Annotated in this window: 17 protein-coding genes; 8 read left to right on the forward strand and 9 right to left on the reverse strand. The window is 70.6% G+C overall.

The window, feature by feature from the left end:
- Position 1: 1 nt before the first annotated feature.
- The 5 genes from trpA to trpC all read right to left on the reverse strand — a co-directional run bounded on the left by trpA (position 2) and on the right by trpC (position 6,800).
- Positions 2-814 carry a tryptophan synthase subunit alpha gene (trpA, locus tag VF584_21230; GenBank protein HEX8212712.1) on the reverse strand — a complete coding sequence of 271 codons (813 nt, stop codon included), beginning with the start codon at positions 812-814 and terminating at the stop codon, positions 2-4.
- Positions 792-2,243 carry an HD-GYP domain-containing protein gene (locus VF584_21235; protein HEX8212713.1) on the reverse strand — a complete coding sequence of 484 codons (1,452 nt, stop codon included), beginning with the start codon at positions 2,241-2,243 and terminating at the stop codon, positions 792-794. The genes trpA and VF584_21235 overlap by 23 nt, the downstream gene beginning before the upstream one ends.
- Complete coding sequence (locus VF584_21240; GenBank protein HEX8212714.1) at positions 2,240-3,925, reverse strand: HEAT repeat domain-containing protein; 1,686 nt, start codon at positions 3,923-3,925, stop codon at positions 2,240-2,242. Before VF584_21240 ends, VF584_21235 begins: the two co-directional genes overlap by 4 nt.
- 221 nt (positions 3,926-4,146) lie before the next feature.
- Entirely contained in the window at positions 4,147-6,006 is a 1,860-nt protein-coding gene (gene trpB / locus VF584_21245; protein ID HEX8212715.1) for a tryptophan synthase subunit beta, read from the reverse strand.
- On the reverse strand, positions 6,003-6,800 hold the full coding sequence (gene trpC, locus VF584_21250; GenBank protein ID HEX8212716.1) for an indole-3-glycerol phosphate synthase TrpC: 798 nt from the start codon (positions 6,798-6,800) through the stop codon (positions 6,003-6,005). Before trpC ends, trpB begins: the two co-directional genes overlap by 4 nt.
- A gap of 92 nt (positions 6,801-6,892) precedes the next feature.
- On the opposite strand from trpC, the gene lexA reads away from it, so the two are divergent.
- Together lexA and VF584_21260 are read left to right on the forward strand one after the other, a co-directional pair.
- The gene (gene lexA / locus VF584_21255) at positions 6,893-7,513 is read left to right on the forward strand and encodes a transcriptional repressor LexA (GenBank protein HEX8212717.1); all 621 of its coding nucleotides are present in this window, start codon (positions 6,893-6,895) and stop codon (positions 7,511-7,513) included.
- Positions 7,514-7,622: 109 nt separating this feature from the next.
- Positions 7,623-7,757 (forward strand): hypothetical protein, encoded by a 135-nt coding sequence (locus tag VF584_21260; GenBank protein HEX8212718.1) that lies wholly within the window; start codon positions 7,623-7,625, stop codon positions 7,755-7,757.
- A gap of 380 nt (positions 7,758-8,137) precedes the next feature.
- Here the strand turns inward: VF584_21260 and VF584_21265 are convergent, their stop codons facing one another.
- The 4 genes from VF584_21265 to trpD all read right to left on the reverse strand — a co-directional run bounded on the left by VF584_21265 (position 8,138) and on the right by trpD (position 10,646).
- On the reverse strand, positions 8,138-8,575 hold the full coding sequence (locus tag VF584_21265; protein ID HEX8212719.1) for a hypothetical protein: 438 nt from the start codon (positions 8,573-8,575) through the stop codon (positions 8,138-8,140).
- 98 nt (positions 8,576-8,673) lie between these two features.
- On the reverse strand, positions 8,674-8,898 hold the full coding sequence (locus tag VF584_21270; protein ID HEX8212720.1) for a helix-turn-helix transcriptional regulator: 225 nt from the start codon (positions 8,896-8,898) through the stop codon (positions 8,674-8,676).
- A gap of 1 nt (position 8,899) precedes the next feature.
- On the reverse strand, positions 8,900-9,424 hold the full coding sequence (locus tag VF584_21275; GenBank protein HEX8212721.1) for a DUF2975 domain-containing protein: 525 nt from the start codon (positions 9,422-9,424) through the stop codon (positions 8,900-8,902).
- Positions 9,425-9,605: 181 nt separating this feature from the next.
- Complete coding sequence (gene trpD, locus VF584_21280; protein ID HEX8212722.1) at positions 9,606-10,646, reverse strand: anthranilate phosphoribosyltransferase; 1,041 nt, start codon at positions 10,644-10,646, stop codon at positions 9,606-9,608.
- Between the two features lie 399 nt (positions 10,647-11,045).
- Between trpD and VF584_21285 the strand changes: the two genes are divergently transcribed.
- The 6 genes from VF584_21285 (at position 11,046) to VF584_21310 (ending at position 17,880) form a co-directional block, all read left to right on the forward strand.
- Complete coding sequence (locus tag VF584_21285; protein ID HEX8212723.1) at positions 11,046-11,894, forward strand: hypothetical protein; 849 nt, start codon at positions 11,046-11,048, stop codon at positions 11,892-11,894.
- Between the two features lie 78 nt (positions 11,895-11,972).
- Entirely contained in the window at positions 11,973-12,782 is an 810-nt protein-coding gene (truA, locus tag VF584_21290) for a tRNA pseudouridine(38-40) synthase TruA (GenBank protein HEX8212724.1), read from the forward strand.
- A gap of 11 nt (positions 12,783-12,793) precedes the next feature.
- A complete protein-coding gene (gene purB / locus VF584_21295; protein HEX8212725.1) occupies positions 12,794-14,230 on the forward strand; it encodes an adenylosuccinate lyase in 1,437 nt (478 codons plus the stop codon).
- 489 nt (positions 14,231-14,719) lie between these two features.
- Positions 14,720-15,670, forward strand: coding sequence for an ATP-binding cassette domain-containing protein (locus tag VF584_21300; GenBank protein HEX8212726.1), 951 nt, complete (start codon positions 14,720-14,722; stop codon positions 15,668-15,670).
- A complete protein-coding gene (locus tag VF584_21305; protein ID HEX8212727.1) occupies positions 15,663-16,922 on the forward strand; it encodes an ABC transporter permease in 1,260 nt (419 codons plus the stop codon). Before VF584_21300 ends, VF584_21305 begins: the two co-directional genes overlap by 8 nt.
- A gap of 139 nt (positions 16,923-17,061) precedes the next feature.
- A complete protein-coding gene (locus tag VF584_21310) occupies positions 17,062-17,880 on the forward strand; it encodes an amidohydrolase family protein (protein HEX8212728.1) in 819 nt (272 codons plus the stop codon).
- The last annotated feature ends 270 nt before the right edge of the window (positions 17,881-18,150 follow it).

Consider the following 18,150-nt stretch of genomic DNA (forward strand, 5'->3'; position numbering starts at 1 on the left):
CTCAGCCCGGGCGCTGGACCGCGGCGCGCAGGCCGCGCACCAGGGGACGCGCGCCCTCCACGCCCGCGCGCCCCAGCAGGTCCACCAGCGCGCTCCCCACCACCACGCCGTCCGCGTTGGCGGCGACGACGGCGGCCTGCTCGGGTGTGGAGATGCCGAAGCCCACCGCCACCGGCACCGTAGTGGCGGCGCGCACCGCGTCCACCTCGGCGGCCAGGCCCGCGGCGAGCGACATCTGCGCCCCCGTCACGCCCGTCCTCGACACGTAGTACACGAAGCCGCGCGCCGCCGCCGCGATCACCTTGACGCGGGCAGGGAGCGTGGTGGGGGCGATCAGGCGGATCAGGTCCAGCGGCGAAGCGGCGAAGGCGGCCTCCAGCTCCGGATCGGCGCCCACGGGGAGGTCCGTCACCAGCACCCCCTGCGCGCCCGCCTCCGTCGCGTCGGCCAGGAAGCGCGCGACGCCGTGGCGCAGGATGGGGTTGAGGTAGGTGAAGATCACCACCGGCGTGTCGTGCGTGGCGCGGAACTCGGCCAGCCGCTCCAGCGTCCAGCGCAGGTCCACCCCCTGCTCGATCGCCTGGAACGACGAGCGCTGGATGGTGGGCCCGTCCGCCAGCGGGTCACTGAAGGGAATGCCCAGCTCGATGACGTCGGCGCCCTCTTCGGCCAGCATGCGCAGGAGGGCGGGGGTGTCCGCGGGGGAGGGGTGTCCTGCGGTGATGTAGGGGATCAGGGCGGCGCGCCGCTGCGCGCGGCAGGCGGCGAAGGCTTCCGCCAGGGTGATTCGGTCAGACGAAATAGTCGCCGACATGGATTCCGTACCGCTCAGGATCGGTGGTCTTGATGATGGATCGCAGCGGCTCGCCCGTGGCGGGGTTCACCTGCGTGAGGTCCAGCAGGGGCGCGGGGTCGAGCGGTATCCCCATGGAGTCGTGGATGATGCGCACCGTGGGCTGGTGCATCGCGTCCGGCCGGGTGCTGGCGGCCACCACCACGGCCAGCTCGTAGCTGTCCAGGATGACCAGCGAGCCCACCGGGTAGATGCCGGTCATGCTGATGAACGCCTTCACGATCAGCGGATCGAAGCCGCGCGTGGTGTTGTCGCGCATCTCGCGCAGCACGTGGTCCGCCGGCCAGGGCTGCGCCTGGTAGCTGCGCTTGGTGGTGGCCGCGTCGAAGCCGTCCGCCACCGCCACGATCCGCCCGAAGAGCGAGGTCGTGCGCGGCCTCAGCGAGCGCGGATAACCCGTCTGGTCGATCTTCATGTGGTGCTCGTACGCCACCAGCATGGCGCGCAGCGGAAGCTCGGCCAGCCCGCGCATGGCGAAGAGCGTGAGGAGCCCCTCCGTGGGGTGCTCCTGCATCACCTTGAACTCCTCGGTGGTCAGGGGGCCGGGCTTGTTGATCACCTCCCACGGCATCTTCGCCTTGCCCACGTCGTGCAGCAGCGCCCCCAGCCCCAGCTCGTACAGCTGGTGCTTGTCGAAGCCCAGCTTCTTTCCCAGCGCGACCGAGAAGATGCACACGTTCACCGAGTGGGTGAAGGTGTACTCGTCATAGTCGCGCAGCGTGGTGAGGCCGAAGATGGAGCTCTCGTTGGTGAGCACCTGGTCCACGATGGACTGCACCGCGCGCTTTACCGGGCGGATGGAGACGCCCTTGCCCATGCGCAGCGCCGACATCGTCTCGCGCGCGACGGCGACGGTGTGGGCGTAGGCGCGCTTGGCCATCTGCTTCGCGTTCTCGTCCGTCTCCGGGTCGCGGTCCTGGTCCGGGTGCACGGCCAGGTGCAGGACGGCGCTGCGGGCCAGCCGCTCCGCGAAGTGGCCGAAGCGGTTGTCCGCGTGCGGTTCCGCCATCAGGAGCGAGAGGAACGCCGTCCACTCCGCCGTCCCCGCGCCGGGGAACGCCTCCACCGTCCCGATCCCGTGCCGGTGCAGCGCGCGCCCGACCAGCCCAAACGTGGCGTAGCTCGCCAGGTCGATGCGCAGTCGAAGATCGTTGACGAAGAAGAAGTCGCCCACGTAGCGCACGGAGAGCTCGCCCTCCTGGTCCATCAGGGCGCGCGCGGTGGCGTCCAGCTCGGCCAGGGCGTTGACCACCGCCTGGTTCTCCAGCGGATAGAGCTGCAGCGCGCGCGTGGCGGCCGCCATCGCGAAGAGGAGGTCGCGCCCGCGCAGCTGCACCACGCGCTCGTCGCCGGAGTGCGGCGCGCCGGTGGAGGTGGCCGGGGCGCTCACTGGCGCATCCCCCGCAGCGCGCGGCCTACCGCGCTCCGCACTACGGGGTCCGCGTCGGCGGCGGCGGCGTTCAGCGCCTTCTCGGCGGCGGGGTGGCGGATGCGGCCGAGGCCGAGCGCCGCGCAGGCCCGCGTCTCCCCCGACTCGCGCCGCCCCAGCCAGCTCTTGCCGTTGAGCACGCGGTCCAGCACCGGCACCCCCTCCGCGCCCGCGACGCCGCCGTACGCCTCGAAGAAGGCGATGCGCTCCGAGAGCTCGGAGTCGCGCAGGCGCTTCGAGTCGAGCGCGGCCTCCAGCTTCGCGCGGGCCGGGGCGTAGCGCAGCGTGCCCAGCGCGCGGGCGGCGGCCACGCGCACCTCGCGGTCCGCGTCCTCCAGCGCCCCCTCCAGCGCGCCCGCCGAGGACGGCGAGCGGATCTCCTGCAGCGCCTCCACTGCCGCCAGCCGCACCGGCGCCTCCGGGCGCGACAGGAGGCGCGTGACCTCCCCCGCCGCCGTCTGCACGCGCAGCCGGCCGACGAGACGCGCGGCGCCGGTCACCAGCGTCGCGTCCGCCTCGGCCAGCAGGCGCACCAGGTGCTCGCGGTTGGCGTCGCCCAGGCGCTCGGCGGCGCTCTGAACGGTGGCGCGCACGCGCGGGGAGCCGCTGCTCTCGGCGGCGCGGACGAGGGGGCCCAGCGCTTCGGGGGGGAAGAAGGAGAGGAGGGTGGAGAGGTCGTCGTCGCGCACCCTCTCGCCGGCTTCCTCCACGGTGCGCACCAGCTCGGCCACGGTGGCGGGCTCGGCGAGCTGGGCGAAGAGGGCGCGCACCCCGCGCAGCACTCCGGGCGCCAGGCGCGCCGTCGTGGCGACGGAGACCATCTCCCCCACCACGTACGCCGCCAGGTCCACCCGCGCCGCGCCCAGCAGCGTGGGGATGGCATCGCCCAGCACCTCCATCACCTGCTCCTGGCGGGCGTGCGTGCCGTCCTGCATCCGGTCGAAGAGCGCCGTGAGCACCCCCGTCCACAGGTCGCGCTCCATCTCGGCGCGCACCTCGGCGGCCAGCCGGTTCAGCTCCGTCTGGTCGAGGAAGTAGAGCGCCTCGCGGAAGTCGTCGGTGGTGAGGGTGGCGCGGGGCGTCTGCTCCGCCTCGGCGCGCGGCGCGGCGACGGCCCTGGTCTCGCCGGAGACCGCGTCGGGAAGGTGCACCCCGTCCGGCAGCGCCTCCACGTAGCGGTAGCGGAAGTAGAGCCAGTCCTTTTCCCAGAAGATGGTGAGAAGGTCGTCCTCGTCCGCGCCGCGCACCTGGTGCGCGTGGGCCAGGATCTCCACGAGCCGCTGGAGCTCCTCCTCCTCGAATCCGCGGCGGAGCGTGACCTCGCGCACCCCGTCGCGATAGAGGAGGAAGGCCAGGTTGTCGCGCTCGTCGCTCTGGAAGACGGCGGCGCCCTGCCAGTGCAGCTCGCGCTCCTCCACCGAGAGCGTGAGGTGCGGCACCTGCTCCCAGAGCTGCCCCAGGCGCGCGGCGAGCAGCTCCATGAAGCGGTCCAGCGCGGGGCTCTTCCCCTCGTACAGCAGGTGCGCCCGCAACGCCTTGGAGATCCCCTGCACCACCTCCCTGACTTCCGCGCGCAGCGGGTCCGCGACCGTGTTGGCGGCCGAAGATGCATTGGCGTTGGTCTGGAGGAGCGAGTCGGTCATGCGGGCGGGGCTTTGGGAAGGATGCAACAGTTTAGCCGCCTGGGGTACGCCGCACAACCTCTTGCAAGCGCGGCAGAAAGGCCTCAGCCGTTAGGCGACGGGATGTGACTGCAGGTTCACGCAGAGACACAGAGGGGTACGGAAAGACTACCGAGAGGGGTTCTCCGTGGCTTTGCGGTTCCCCTCCGTGTTCTCCGCGTGATGCTTTTTCTTTTTTGCCGCTATCGCACTCCCATCGCGGCCACCTGCGCGACGTCCTTGTCCCCCCGCCCGCTCAGACAGATCACGACAGGACCCTTGTCGGCCCACTTGGCACCCTCGCGGAGCACGTAGGCGATGGCGTGCGCCGTCTCCAGCGCGGGAATGATCCCCTCGAGGCGCGCGAGGCGGCCGAAGGCGTCGAGGGCCTCCGCGTCGGTGACGGCGGCGTAGGTGGCGCGGCCGCGGTCCTTGAGGGCGGAGTGCTCGGGGCCCACGCCCGGGTAGTCGAGTCCGGCGGAGACGGAGTGCGCGGGGGCGACCTGGCCCGCGTCGTCCTGCAGCAGGTAGCTCAGGCAGCCGTGGAGGACGCCCGGCTTGCCGAGAGTCAGCGTGGCGGCGTGGCGCTGCGTGTCCAGCCCCTCGCCGGCGGCTTCCACGCCCACCAGTTCGACTCCTTCATCCCCCACGAACGGGTGGAACATGCCGATGGCGTTGGAGCCGCCGCCCACGCACGCCACCACGGCGGCGGGAAGACGGCCTTCGACGGACAGCATCTGCTCTCGCGTCTCGCGGCCGATGATGCTCTGGAAGTCGCGCACCATGCGCGGGTACGGGTCGGGGCCGACCACCGAGCCGATGATGTAGTGCGTGTCGGCGACGTTGGTGACCCAGTCGCGGATCGCCTCGTTGGTGGCGTCCTTGAGGGTGCGCGTGCCGCTGGAGACGGGGCGGACCTCGGCGCCCAGCAGCTTCATCCGGTAGACGTTGAGCGCCTGGCGCTGCACGTCCTCCTCGCCCATGTACACGATGCACCGCAGGCCGAAGAGGGCGCAGGCGGTGGCGGTGGCCACCCCGTGCTGCCCCGCCCCGGTCTCCGCGATGATGCGCTCCTTGCCCATGCGCCGCGCCAGCAGCACCTGCCCCAGCGAGTTGTTGATCTTGTGCGCGCCGGTGTGGTTGAGGTCCTCGCGCTTCAGCCACACGTCCGCGCCGGCGGCCTCGCCCAGGCGGCGGGCGCGGTACAGCGGCGTGGGACGCCCCACGAAGTCGCGCCACAGGGCGTGCAGCTCGTCCCAGAACGCGGGATCGGCCGCGGCGGCGGCGTACACCTCCTCCAGCTCGTCCAGCGCGGTGATCAGGGTCTCGGGGACGAATCGTCCGCCGTACTCGCCGAAGCGTCCGGCGCGTTCCTCGCGCGCCACGGGTGCTGCCTGGGACATCGAACCGCAGGGATTAGGGATTAGGGATCTCACCGCGGTGACGAAGCGGTGGATCGAGTCCGCGTCTTTGATGCCGGGGGCCGATTCGACTCCCGAGCTCACGTCCACCACGTCGGGGTGGAGGATGCCGGCCGCCTCGGCCACGTTGTCGGGGCGCAGGCCGCCCGCCGCGATCAGGGCGACGCCGTCCGGGACGGCGTCGCGGTGCGCGGCAACCTCGGCCCACGGGAACGATGCGCCGGTGCCCCCGCGCGCCGCGGTGCTGAAGCCGTCCAGGAGGAGCGCGTCCACGGCGCCGGCCCAGCGCGGCGCCTCGGCGGCCAGCTCGCCGCCGGTGCGGGGGCGCAGCGCCTTCCAGACCGTCCAGCCGCGGGCGCGGAGCTCCGCCGCCAGCTCCGGCGTCTCGTCGCCATGAAGCTGCAGGACGTCGAGCCCGGCCGCGCGCCCCGCGGCCTCCAGCTCTTCCAGCGAGGCGTCCACGAAGACGCCGACCCTGCGCGCGGGGAGATCGCCAAAAATAACGCGAGCGGCCTCCGGCGTCACCGTGCGGCGGCCGCCGGGCGCGAAAACGGCGCCCAGGTACGCGGCGCCGGCGTCGGCTGCGGCCCGGGCGTCCTCGTGCCGCGTAAGGCCGCAGACCTTGACCTCGGGATGCGTCACGCCCGCTCCACCTTGGGGCGCCCGGCCAGGGCGGCGGCCGCGGCGCGCAGGTCCTCCTGCCGCATCAGCGACTCGCCCACCAGGATTGCGTCTACCCCGGCGGCGCCGAGCCGGTCCACGTCCGCCGCCGCGCGAATCCCGCTCTCCGCCACCAGCGTCACCCCCGCGGGCACCGCGCCCGCCAGCCGCATCGACAGGTCCAGGTCGGTGACGAAAGTGTCGAGGTCGCGGTTGTTGATCCCCAGCAGCGTGGCGCCGGCGGCCAGGGCGCGCTCCACCTCGTCCGCGTTGTGCGCCTCCACCAGCGCGTCCATCCCCATCTCGTGGATCTGCGCGTGAAGCTCGCGCAGGAGCTCGTCGTCCAGGATGCGCACGATCAGCAGCACCGCGTCCGCGCCCGCGCCGCGCGCCTCCCACAGCTGCAGCGGATCGATGATGAAGTCCTTGCGGATGACGGGGAGCGCGACGGCGGACGCCACGCTGCGCAGCGCGTCCAGGTCGCCGCCGAAGTACTCGCGGTCGGTGAGCACGGACACCGCCGCCGCCCCGCCCTGCTGGTACGCGCGGGCGACCCCGGCCGGATCTGCGCCGGGGCGGATCTCGCCCGCGGAGGGGGAGCGGCGCTTGACCTCGGCCAGCAGGCGCACCTCGCCGGGCCGGCGCAGCGCCGTGGCGAAGCCTCGCGGCGGGGGAGCGTCGGCCGCGCGGGAGCGCAGCTCAGGCCCGGTTCCGGCTAGGCTGCGCAGCTCCTCGCGCTTGGTGCTGACGATGCGGTCCAGGATGTTTGAGATCACTGAAAATCGATTGCTTGCGCTTCGGTTTGCGTTCGGGTATATTGCTTCGGTGCCTGTTCGGATGCAACCCCGAATCAACAGCCGGAGGCGCAATGGCGCTCACGAAGAAGCAGCGGCAGATCCTGGACTACGTCGAATCCTTCGTGGAGACGAACGGGTACTCCCCGAGCTACGAGGAGATTGCGGAGCACTTCCAATACTCCTCGCTGGCGACCGTCCACGAGCATCTCACCAATCTGGAGCAAAAGGGCTTCCTGCGGAAGAACTACAACAAGAGCCGGTCTCTTGAAGTGGTCCGCGCGGACCTGCACGCTCCAGCCATCGAGCTTCCCCTGATGGGCACCGTCGCGGCGGGTCTCCCGCTGGAGGTGACGGACGGCCTGCAGGAGACGGTCACGGTTCCCCACGACATGGTGCGGCGCGGCAACAACTACGTCCTCCGCGTCAAGGGCGACTCCATGATCGACGAGCAGATCCGCGACGGCGACTACATCATCGTCAACTCCCGCCAGACGGCCGACAACGGGGAGATGGTGGTGGCGCTGGTCTCGGACGGGACGGTGGGCGGCTCCGCCACGGTCAAGAAGTTCTACCGGGAGAAGGACGGCAAGGTGCGCCTGCAGCCGGCCAACCCCACCATGGAGCCGATGTACTTCCCGGCGGATGCGGTGCAGATCCAGGGGATCGTGGTCGGCGTCATCCGTAAGTACTGATCCCGTGCCGGCCCGTGCCCGCCGCCCGTTCCTCCGCGCCCGTGCGCGGCGGCTGGGCGGGCTGGCCAGGTCCGCGGTGCGGCCCAACCATTCCTTAGGAGCGACGACGATGAAGGACGCGCAGCCGGTGCCGTTCGTGGTGGGGCGGATCTCCAAGGAGGGCCGCCGCATGATGGTGCTCGACCCGGCGACCCCCCCGCCGATCCCCGGCCCCTGGGACCTGCGCGCGGTCTTTACGCTGTAGATCTCGGGGTGCGGTGAACGTGCGCCCCCGCCTGGACCTCGGTCCGGGCGGGGGCGCTTGTGTTTGTGGTGCAACACCGGGCGCGGCGACGCCGGGGGATGAACGCCGGGGCGCCGGGCGCAACAACATCGGGGGCCGCAACACCGGGGGCTGAACGCCGGGGGCCGCAACACCGGGGGCTGAAGCCCCCGGCTGGAACTACGGGAAGACCGCTGAAGCGGTCTCGGACCGCGGCACTCGTTGTAATTGTCAACCTGAGCGACGCGCTTCTCCGTCCTCTCCCCTGGGCCTGCCTCTGGCGCGGAGCGAAGGATCTACTGTGCGTGCCGAGAGGCCGGCGGGACGAGCCGATCCCGAGGACGCGCGACTCAGCTCTCCAGTTAGACCGCGCCGCTCGTGCGAGGTTCCGTCCGTCGTCTCCAGGGATCGCCCGGCGCCTTCAGGTACTTCGCAAAGATGTAGGGCCAGGGGAGCACGAGAGGAACCAGCACGAGCCCCAGGACGCAAGAGAAGAGCGTGTCCGAGGTGCCCGCGTCCAGGCGGCCGGCAGACCAGAGGGGGAGACCGAAGGCCGCGACCCAGATGCACTTCCACGCGAGCTCAAAGAGCAGCAGCGGCATCATCCTCACCGGGTAGCGCACGCCCAGGGCACACAGGAGCGTCAGCGCCCCGAGCATGGCCCATACGACGCCGCGCATGTGCTCCGGCATCTTGGGCGAGGCGAGGATCAACGGCCAGATCTGGAGCCCCATCAGCACGGCGATGAGCAGGTACATCGCCCGCAGCAGGTTGAGGCGCAAGGTGGATAGTTCGTGCATGGTATGCTCCTTCGCCCCTGTGTTGGATTGGGCGGATGATGAGGTCGGCGTGGCGATGGGGACGGATGCCCCCGACGCCGGTGGGTAGGCGGCGGCACTCATGGTTGCGCCGGGTCCGAGCCGTCGCTGAACGCGAGCAGGTCGCCGGGCTGGCACTCCAGCGCCTCGCAGATCGCCTCCAGCGTGGAGAAGCGGACCGCGCGCGCCTTGCCGGTCTTGAGGATCGACAGGTTGGCGAGCGTGATCCCGACGCGCTCGGAGAGCTCCGTGAGCGTCATCCGGCGCGCGTAGAGGACGTCGTCGAGCTTGACGATGATCGGCATGTCAGACCGTCCCCTGCAGGTCGTCGCGCATGAGGGCGCCCTGCTCGAAGACGCGGGCGAGCACGAAGAGCAGCAGCACCGCGATCCAGCGCGTGAAGGAGAAGCTCCAATCGACGTCGAGCGGCTGCTCCCTGGAGGACACGCTGGACGCGATGACACCGACGCCGAGATGCAGGATCTCCAACCCGAGCACCGCCCACGCCATCGTCCGCAGACGCATCGCGTTCTCCACCACGAACGGGTCCGACCGGCCTACCGTATCCACCAGCGCCAGGAGGCGCGTGAGGACGACGTGCCCGAGGGGGACCATGACGACCCCGATCGCCATGATGAGGCGCATGCCCGCGATCAGCGCCGCGTTTTCCTCCGTGGGCGGTACACCGAGCGCCCCGATCACCGGCGTCTCGGCCACAAGCGTGGCGATCAGCAGCGCCAGGACCAGGAAGCCGACCAGCAGGTTCAGGGCGATCAGTGCCCGGAGGGCTCGCCGGGTGAATCCGAGGGCACCGGGGTTCGGTCGGGGCACGAGTCCTGTCCTCCGTTGAAGCTTGAAATGGTTACATCTCGATTATCAATAACTAGAATATTGATTACCGTCAATAGCCACATCGCTTTCTGGTAAGAACGTGTTGGTATGGGGACAAGGAAGCGCCCCTGCCGCGGACGAGCGCGGCAGGGGCGATGTGCATTCGATGAGCGACTGGAGCTTACCGTCGCGAAGCGTCGCGGAGGTGCTGAAGGGCTTCCCAGCCGCGGCCGGCATCGAGGGCGGCGCCGGCGGAGGTGATGCCTTCTTCGAGCGAGGCCACCTGTCCGGAGACGTAGATTGCGGCGCCGGCGTTGAGTACGACCGCGGCGCGCGCCACGCCCCCCGTCTCGCCGCGCAGCACCGAGACGACGGTGCGGACGTTGTCCTGCGGATCGCCACCCTCGAGGCCCCTTGCGGTGAAGGGCTCCCAGCCGAGAGTGGCGGGGTCGAAGGTGCGGCGGGTGACGGTGCCGGCGTTCACTTCCAGGATCTCGGTGGTGCCGATGGGGCTCACCTCGTCGAGGCCCGGCTGCCCGTGGACGACCAGCGCGCGCTCGTGCCCCAGCTCCGCGAGGGCGCCCGCGATCAGCTCGAGGAGCGCGGGGTCGGAGACGCCCACCACCTGGCGACGCGCGCCGGCGGGGTTGGTGACGGGGCCCAGGACGTTCATCAGCGTCGGCATCCCCAGTTCGCGGCGGATGGGGCCCACGTGCTTCATGGCCGGGTGATGGAGCGGCGCGAACATGAAGACGATGCCGCACTCCTCCAGCACCTGCGCCTCGCGGTCCGGCGGCAGGTCCAGCCGCACGCCGAGCGCCTCCAGCACGTCGGCGCTGCCGCAGCGGGAGGTGAAGGAGCGGTTGCCGTGCTTCGCCACCCGCACCCCCGCCCCGGCGGCCACCAGCGCCGCCGCGGTGGAGATGTTGAAGGTGGTGATCGCGCCGCCGCCCGTGCCGCAGGTGTCCACCAGCCCCGCCGCGTCGGTGGGAACCGGGATCATCGCACGGCGCAGCGCGCGCACGCCCCCCGCCACTTCGCTGGAGACGGCGCCGCGCACGCGGATGGCGACCAGGAGCGCGGCCATCTGCACGGGGGTCGCGCGCCCCTCCATAACCTCGTTGAAGGCGCGCTCCGCCTCGTCCGCGCTCAGCGGCCGGGTGGCCGCGGCGCGGATCAGCGCCCCCAGGTCGTCGGCGGAGACCGTGTCTGGAGTCGTCATCCGGCCACCTGGGACACGTGCTCCGCCAGGCCGACGCAGAGCGCCACCAGCCGGAGCCGTTCCACCTCGTAGTCGTGCACCGTACTCGAGCGGAAGTGGGTGATGTCAAGCACCCCGGAAGGTGCCTGCGGCACACCAGTGTGGAAGGGATCGTTGAATGATGCCGCAGGCGCCGTTCCGTGTCAATCGGGGAGTGCGCGCACCTTTCGGCTCACCGCCCGGATGGACGCTGTTGCTGAGGGATGGTGGCGCGCCAGGGCCGCACATTTCATCGCCCTTGTGATCCGGCCGTTCTGGATGCAACCTTGCGCCCGAGATGGCAGGCGTTTCGGCGCGCCTGCCACATGCGCGCCCCGGGCCCGCGGCGCGAAAGACCAAACAGGGGCAGGAGCGGCTCCGATGATCAACTCGTCCCACCCGATGAACGCGGTGTCCGCGGCGCTGGTGCTGTGCATGTCGCCGATCCTCCTGCTCCTGGGGATCGTAGGCTCGCTGGCGGACACGGGCGAGATGCGCGGCGTGTTCATCATGATGGCCTTCGCGGGCCTGGTCCTGCTGCTCAGCGGCATCCACATGCTGGTGAAGTGGCGGCGCGCCGTCGTCGATGAGACCGCGCACCAGAACGCCATCCGCGCGGCCGTCGGCTCGCGTCCCACCGCCCCCGCACCTCCACACGCCCCGCAAACGGCGCCCGCCGTGGCCGCGCGCCCGGGCGCCGTGGCACCCGATCCTGTCCCGCTCACACTCCCCAGCGGCGAGCGGGTGCTGGCGCACTGGGTGTACGAGCCGGGCGAATGGAGCGGCTACACCACCGCCGAGGTGAAGCGGCGCAAGGGGGAGTGGGTCGGCGGCACCATCGTCATCATGGTGGCGGGTCTCGTGAGCAGCAGCGGCGGCGGCCAGGAGGGGAGGACGATGCTCATGGCCACCGCGATACTGGCGGTGATAATCCTGGTGGGCGGGATGCTGATGGCGAAGGGCGACCACCAGGCGAACGTCTCGGGCCCCGGCGAGGCCATCATCACCCCCTCGGCCATCATGCTCAACGGCCGCTACCACGTGCTGCGGAACGACACCTACCGCTTCCAGGGCGTGCGCTTCGACGAGGCGGCGACGCCTCCCCAGCTCGAGTTCACCATCGGCTGGAGCACCCGCTCCGGCCCTGCTCGCGACAACATCCGCATCCCCGTTCCCGCGGGCCGCGAGGAGGAGGCGCGGGAAGTGGTCGCCCTCTTCTCCCGCCGCTGAGCCTCCGCGGCCAGCTATTGCTGAGTCGAGACGGGAGATGCGCTTGACAGCACCGGGCGCGCGGGTAGCTTTCGCCGCGTGAACGCCCCTGACTTCCACCGCATCCGCCTCACCCTCCACTACGACGGGCGCGAGTTCCACGGCTGGCAGGTGCAGCCGGGGCAGCGCACGGTGCAGGGCGAGGTCGAGCGCGTCCTCACCCGCCTGCTGGACCGGCCGTCGCAGGTGGTGGGGTCGGGGCGCACCGACCGCGGAGTGCACGCCACCGGGCAGGTGGCCGCCTGCGACGTCCCGCTCAAGTGGACGCCGCACGCCCTTCGCCGCGCCCTCAACGCGCTGCTGCCGGGCGACGTGTGGGTGGCCGAAGCCGATTCCGCGCTCCCCGGCTTCCACCCGCGCTACGACGCCGCCGCCCGTTCGTACCTGTATCGCGTGGGGCTCTCCCCCGAGGCCGACTCTCCCTTCCGCTCCCCCTGGTGCTGGCCGCTCGCCCGCCCCGTGGACCTGGGCGCGATGGAGCGCGCCGCGGCCGCCATCGTGGGCGAGCACTCCTTTCTGCGCTTCGCCAAGGCCGGGCAGGAGGAGCGCGGCGACCGCTGCATCGTCAGCGAGGCGCGCTGGGAGCCGTGGGAGGGGGTGGGGCTCAAGTTCCACGTGACCGCCAACCGCTTCCTCCACCACATGGTGCGCTACCTGGTGGGGACGCTGGTGGACATCGGGCTCGGGGAGCGCCCGGAAGGGGACATGGCCGCGCTCCTGGAGCAGCGCGAGGGGCTGGAAACCTCGCCCCCCGCGCCGCCGGAAGGGCTCTTCCTCGCCGCCGTCACCTATCCACCGAACGCGGGGGCGGAGCGCAGGCCGCGCGGCCCCCGCCTGGTTCCGTCCTAGACAGAAGGCCCATGGCATCCGACCGCTACTCCAATCCGCTGACCGAGCGCTACGCCTCGGCCGAGATGAGCCTGATCTTCTCGCCGCGGTTCAAGTTCGGCACCTGGCGGCGGCTCTGGCTGGCGCTGGCGGAGGCGGAGAAGGAGCTGGGCCTCCCCATCCCCGACGAGGCGATCGAGGCGCTGCGGGCCAATCTGGACAACGTGGACACGAAGCGCGCCGCCGAGCTGGAGCGCGAGCTGCGCCACGACGTGATGGCGCACGTCCACCACCTGGGCGAACAGGCGCCGGCCGCGCGCGCCATCATCCACCTGGGCGCCACCAGCGCGTACGTGGGCGACAACACGGACCTGATCCAGCACCGCGAGGCGCTGAAGCTGGTGCGCGCCCGCCTCGTGGCCACCGTGGCGGCGCTGGCCGAGTTCGCGCGCGAGCACCGGTCCCTGGCCACGCTGGGCTTCACCCACTTCCAGCCGGCGCAGCCCACCACGGTCGGCAAGCGCGCCACGCTCTGGATCCAGGACCTGCTGCTGGACCTGGAGGAGGTTGAGTTCCGCCTGGACACCCTGCGCTTCCGCGGCGTGCGCGGCACCACGGGGACGCAGGCGTCGTTCATGGACCTGTTCGAGGGCGACGGCGAGCGGGTGGAGCGCCTCAACCGGCTGGTGGCGCGGAAGATGGGCTTCGACAAGGTATACGGCGTCACCGGGCAGACGTACACGCGCAAGACGGACGCATCGTGCCTGGCGACGCTGGCGGGGATCGCGGAGAGCGCCTCCAAGTTCGCCAACGACATGCGCCTGCTGGGGCACCTCAAGGAGGTGGAGGAGCCGTTCGAGGAGCACCAGATCGGCTCGTCGGCCATGCCTTACAAGCGCAACCCCATGCGCAGCGAGCGGATCAACGCGCTGGCCCGCCACGTCATCGTCCTCTCGCTGGACCCGGCCTTCACCGCGGCCTCGCAGTGGTTCGAGCGCACGCTGGACGACTCGGCCAACAAGCGGATCGCAGTCCCCGAGGCGTACCTGGGGACGGACTCGGTGCTCCTGCTGATGCACAACGTCGCGGGCGGGATGGTGGTGCACCCGATGATGATCCACCGACGCCTGATGGAGGAGCTCCCCTTCATGGCGACGGAGAACCTGATGATGCGCGCCGCCAAGCGCGGCGGCGACCGCCAGGAGCTGCACGAGCGCGTCCGAAAGCACTCCGTCGCCGCGGGCCACCGCATCAAGGCCGAGGGCCTCTCCAACGACCTCCTCGACCGCATCGCCGCCGACGGCGCGTTCGGCGTCACGCGCGAGGAGCTGGAGGAGGACCTGCGCCCCGAGCTGTACGTGGGCCGCGCTCCGGAGCAGGTGGACGAGTTCCTCGCGGAGTGGGTGGAGCCGGTGCTGGCGCGGTATCCGGAGGCGGGGAGCGGGGCGGTGCCGGAGCTGCGGGTGTAGGGGGCCCTCACCCCCCCAGCCCCCCTCTCCCGATAACAGGAGAGGCTGGCGCCTCTTTTTATCGAGGGAGGGGGGAGCGTTCGGTGCGGTTCGGCGGGCGGCGGTGCGGGGGCGGGCACGGGCGGCCACGCGGGGCCGCCCCTACACGGGTGGGCGCGTTGTGCCGCGGCCGAGGCGCGCAGAGGGGTGGGCAGACCCCCTACCGGTTTGGCGCGCCGGGCGGCGATCGAGATGGGGCGAGGGCGGGCGCGATGAATCGCGCCCCTACCAGATCTGCGCGCGCCCCAACGACATACGCCCCCTCGCCCGATAACGTGAGGGCGCAGCCCTCTCCTGTTATCGAGAGAGGGGGCAGTCGAGTGTAACGGGACGGGGGTGAGGGCCCTCCCCCCCCGACACCCCCCGTCCGTTTCCGCGTACCCCACCCGGTCTGGCCCACCGCCGGCCCAGCCGCACGCGGCACCACATCCTGCCCCACCCACAGTACCTATGAGCCACACACTGCTGCTGGAAGGCGTGTCCAAGCGCTATTCCGGGCACACCGCGGTCGACAACCTTTCCCTGGCGGTGCCGCCGGGGACCATCTACGGCATCCTGGGGCCCAACGGCGCGGGGAAGTCCACCACGCTGCGCATGGTGATGAACATCATCATCCGCGACTCCGGAACCATCTCGCTGCTCGGCGCCGATCCGGAAAAGGATCGCTCCGTGCTGCGCCGCGTCGGCTTCCTGCCCGAGGAGCGCGGGCTCTACAAGAAGATGACGGTGCTGGACGTGATCGTCTTCTTCGCGCAGATCAAGGGCGTCGAAGTGAAGCAGGCGCGCGCCGAGGCCGGCCGCTGGCTGGAGCGGATGAGCCTGGGCGACTGGCGCGGCGCCAAGGTGGAGACGCTCTCCAAGGGGATGCAGCAAAAGGTGCAGTTCATCGCCACCGTCATCCACCAGCCCGAGCTCCTGATCCTGGACGAGCCGCAGTCTGGGCTCGATCCGGTCAACCAGGAGGTGCTGCGCGACACCATCCTCCAGCACCGCAAGGACGGCAAGACGGTCATCTTCAGCACGCACAACATGGAGCAGGCGGAGCAGCTCTGCGAGCACGTATGCATCATTGCGCAGGGACGCAAGGTGCTGGACGGGCGGCTGCGCGACATCCGCCGCGAGAACATGGGGAACGCGTACCGCGTGCAGTTCGAGGGCGAGTCGCCGGCGGCGGAGGCGTTCATGGCGGCCGGGCGCTTCGGGGCGGCGGCGCGCGAGGGGGAGGAGTGGAGGCTGGAACTGGCGCCGGGCACCGACACACGCGCCCTGCTCGCCGCCCTCAACGACCTGGACGCGCCGCTCGTCCGCTTCCAGCGCGAGGAGCCCTCGCTGCACGACATCTTCGTCAGCCGCGTGGCCGGTGCCGCGCAGACCCGCCGCGTTGAGGTAGCCCATGTCTAACGTCTGGATCGTACTGAAGCGCGAGTTCATGGAGCGGGTGAGGACGAAGAGCTTCCTCCTCGCCACCTTTCTCTTCCCCATCTTCATCATCGGCTTAAACGTCCTTCCGCACCTGATGAGCGGGGAGGAGACCGTGCGGCACGTGGTGGTGGTGGACGAGGCGCCCCCCGGGATGGCGCAGATGGTGGTCGCCTCGCTCACGCCCGAGCGGGAAGGGCGCAGCTACAGGCTGGAGGTGGTGCGGCAGCCGCTCGCGCAGGTGCAGGCGGGGCTCCGCGAGCGCATCACCCGCAAGGAGATCGACGGCTACCTCCACCTGCCGGCCGACGTGGTGACGAGCAGCCAGGTGGCGTACCGCGCTCGCAACGTTTCCAATCTGGACGTGATGTCGGACATCCGCCGCGCGGCTTCGCAGGCGGTGCAGGAGACGCGGCTGCGCACGGCCGGCCTGCAGGCCACCGACGTCCGCGCGCTGCTCCGCCCGGTGGAAGTGAGCACCGCGCGCGTCACCGCGACGGGCGAGGAGGGGGGGAGCGCGATCGTCACCTTCTTCGCCGCGTACGCCATGGCGATGCTGATGTGGCTGATGGTGTTCCTGTACGGCGTCAACGTGATGCGAAGCGTGCTGGAGGAGAAGACGAACCGCATCGTGGAGGTGCTGGTGAGCTCGATGAAGGCGAGCGACCTGATGATGGGGAAGATCCTGGGCGTCGGCCTGGTGGCGCTCCTGCAGGTGGCGATCTGGGTGGTGCTGATCGCGACGGGGCTCACCATTGCGGGGCAGCGCCTCAAGAGCGGCGGCGCGGCGAGCATCATGGCCGGGCTGAAGCTGACGCCGCAGGCGGGAATCACGTTGCTCTCCTTCTTCGTGCTGGGATTCTTTCTGTACGCCGCCGTCTTCGCGGCGATCGGCGCGGCTGTGACGACGGACCAGGAGGGGCAGCAGTTCCAGACCTTTGCCATGGTCCCGCTGATGCTGCCGGTGCTCTTCTTCCCCAAGGTCATCGGTGACCCGCTGGGCACCACCGCGACCGTGCTGGGGCTGGTTCCCTTTACCGCGCCCGTCGCCAACGCGATGCGGCTGGGGAGCACGGAGATCCCCGTGACGCAGGTGATCGCGTCGCTGGTGATGCTGGCGCTGACCACCGTGCTCGTGGTGTGGATCGCGGGGAAGATCTACCGCTTCGGCATCCTCAGCACGGGCAGGAAGGCCTCGCTGGCGGACATCGGGCGGTGGATGCGCGCCGCCTGACCTGAACTGCTGGCCTCACGCGGAGGCGCAGAGACGCAGGAGAGCTCGCGGAGCGCTCCTGCGTCTCTTTGCGTCTGCCGGTATGGGTCGTGCGGTCGCGGGGGGAATTGCGGACGAACTCCCCACAACGGAACCGCCGGTGATCGTAGACTGCCACACCCATCTGAACCGCTACTTCGACGAGCAGCCTCCCTCCGTCATCGAGCGCTACGCCCAGCTGCGCTCCGAGATGGATGCGAACGGGATCGACTTCGCGCTCGTGCTTTCCAGCTACAAGGTCAACGAAGACCGCCCCTCCACCGCCGACATCCTGCGGCTGGTGGAAGACGACCCGCGCATCGGGGTGGCGGCGGGAGTCAGCTTCTACGACCTGGGGGAGGAGAGCCTCGCGGAGCTGCGCGGGCTGCTGGGGAGCGGGCGGGTGCACGCGCTCAAGCTGTACCCGGGGTACCAGGCGTTCTACGTGTACGATCCGCAGCTTCGCGGGGTGTACGACCTGGCGGCGGAGTTCGGCGTGCCCGTCATGATCCACACGGGCGACACCTACGACCGGCTGGGGAAGCTCAAGTACACGCACCCGCTCACCATCGACGAGGCGGCGGTGGATTTCCGCGAGGTCAACTTCGTCATCTGCCACATGGGGAACCCCTGGCTGATGGACGCGGCCGAGGTGATCTACAAGAACGAGAACGTGATGGGAGACATCTCGGGCTTCACGCTGGGCGCCTTCGAGGAGCGCTTCGAGCGGCTGATGATCGATAAGGTGCGCGACGTGGTGGCGTACGCCAACGGCACCGGCGGGCTCCTCTTCGGCACCGACTGGCCGATCTGCGACATGGCGAGCTACCTCCGCTTCGTGGAGAAGCTGGGGCTGAGCGAGGAGGAATCCGAGAACCTGCTGTACAAGAACGCCGCGCGCCTCTTCCGCATCGGCCTCGCGGGTGACTCGCATGCGTGACGCCAACATCGTGGAGATTCGCGACGAGCGCGATCCGCTCGCGCGCGATGCGCTGCAGCTGATCGTGGAGATGTTTCCGCCCAGCGACCGCCAGTCCACCAGCGCCCTGCTTTCCGAGGTCGCCGAGTCGCGGATGGAGCTGCTGGAGGGGGACGGCTTCCACCTCTTCACCGCCCTCTCCGAAGAAGGGCGGCCGATGGGGACCGCGATCGGGGTGTACCTGCGGGCGGTGAACGCGGGCTTCATCCTGTACATCGCCGTGCGCCCCGA

This window comes from Longimicrobium sp. (assembly GCA_036389135.1).
In the GTDB taxonomy this organism is placed as follows: domain Bacteria; phylum Gemmatimonadota; class Gemmatimonadetes; order Longimicrobiales; family Longimicrobiaceae; genus Longimicrobium.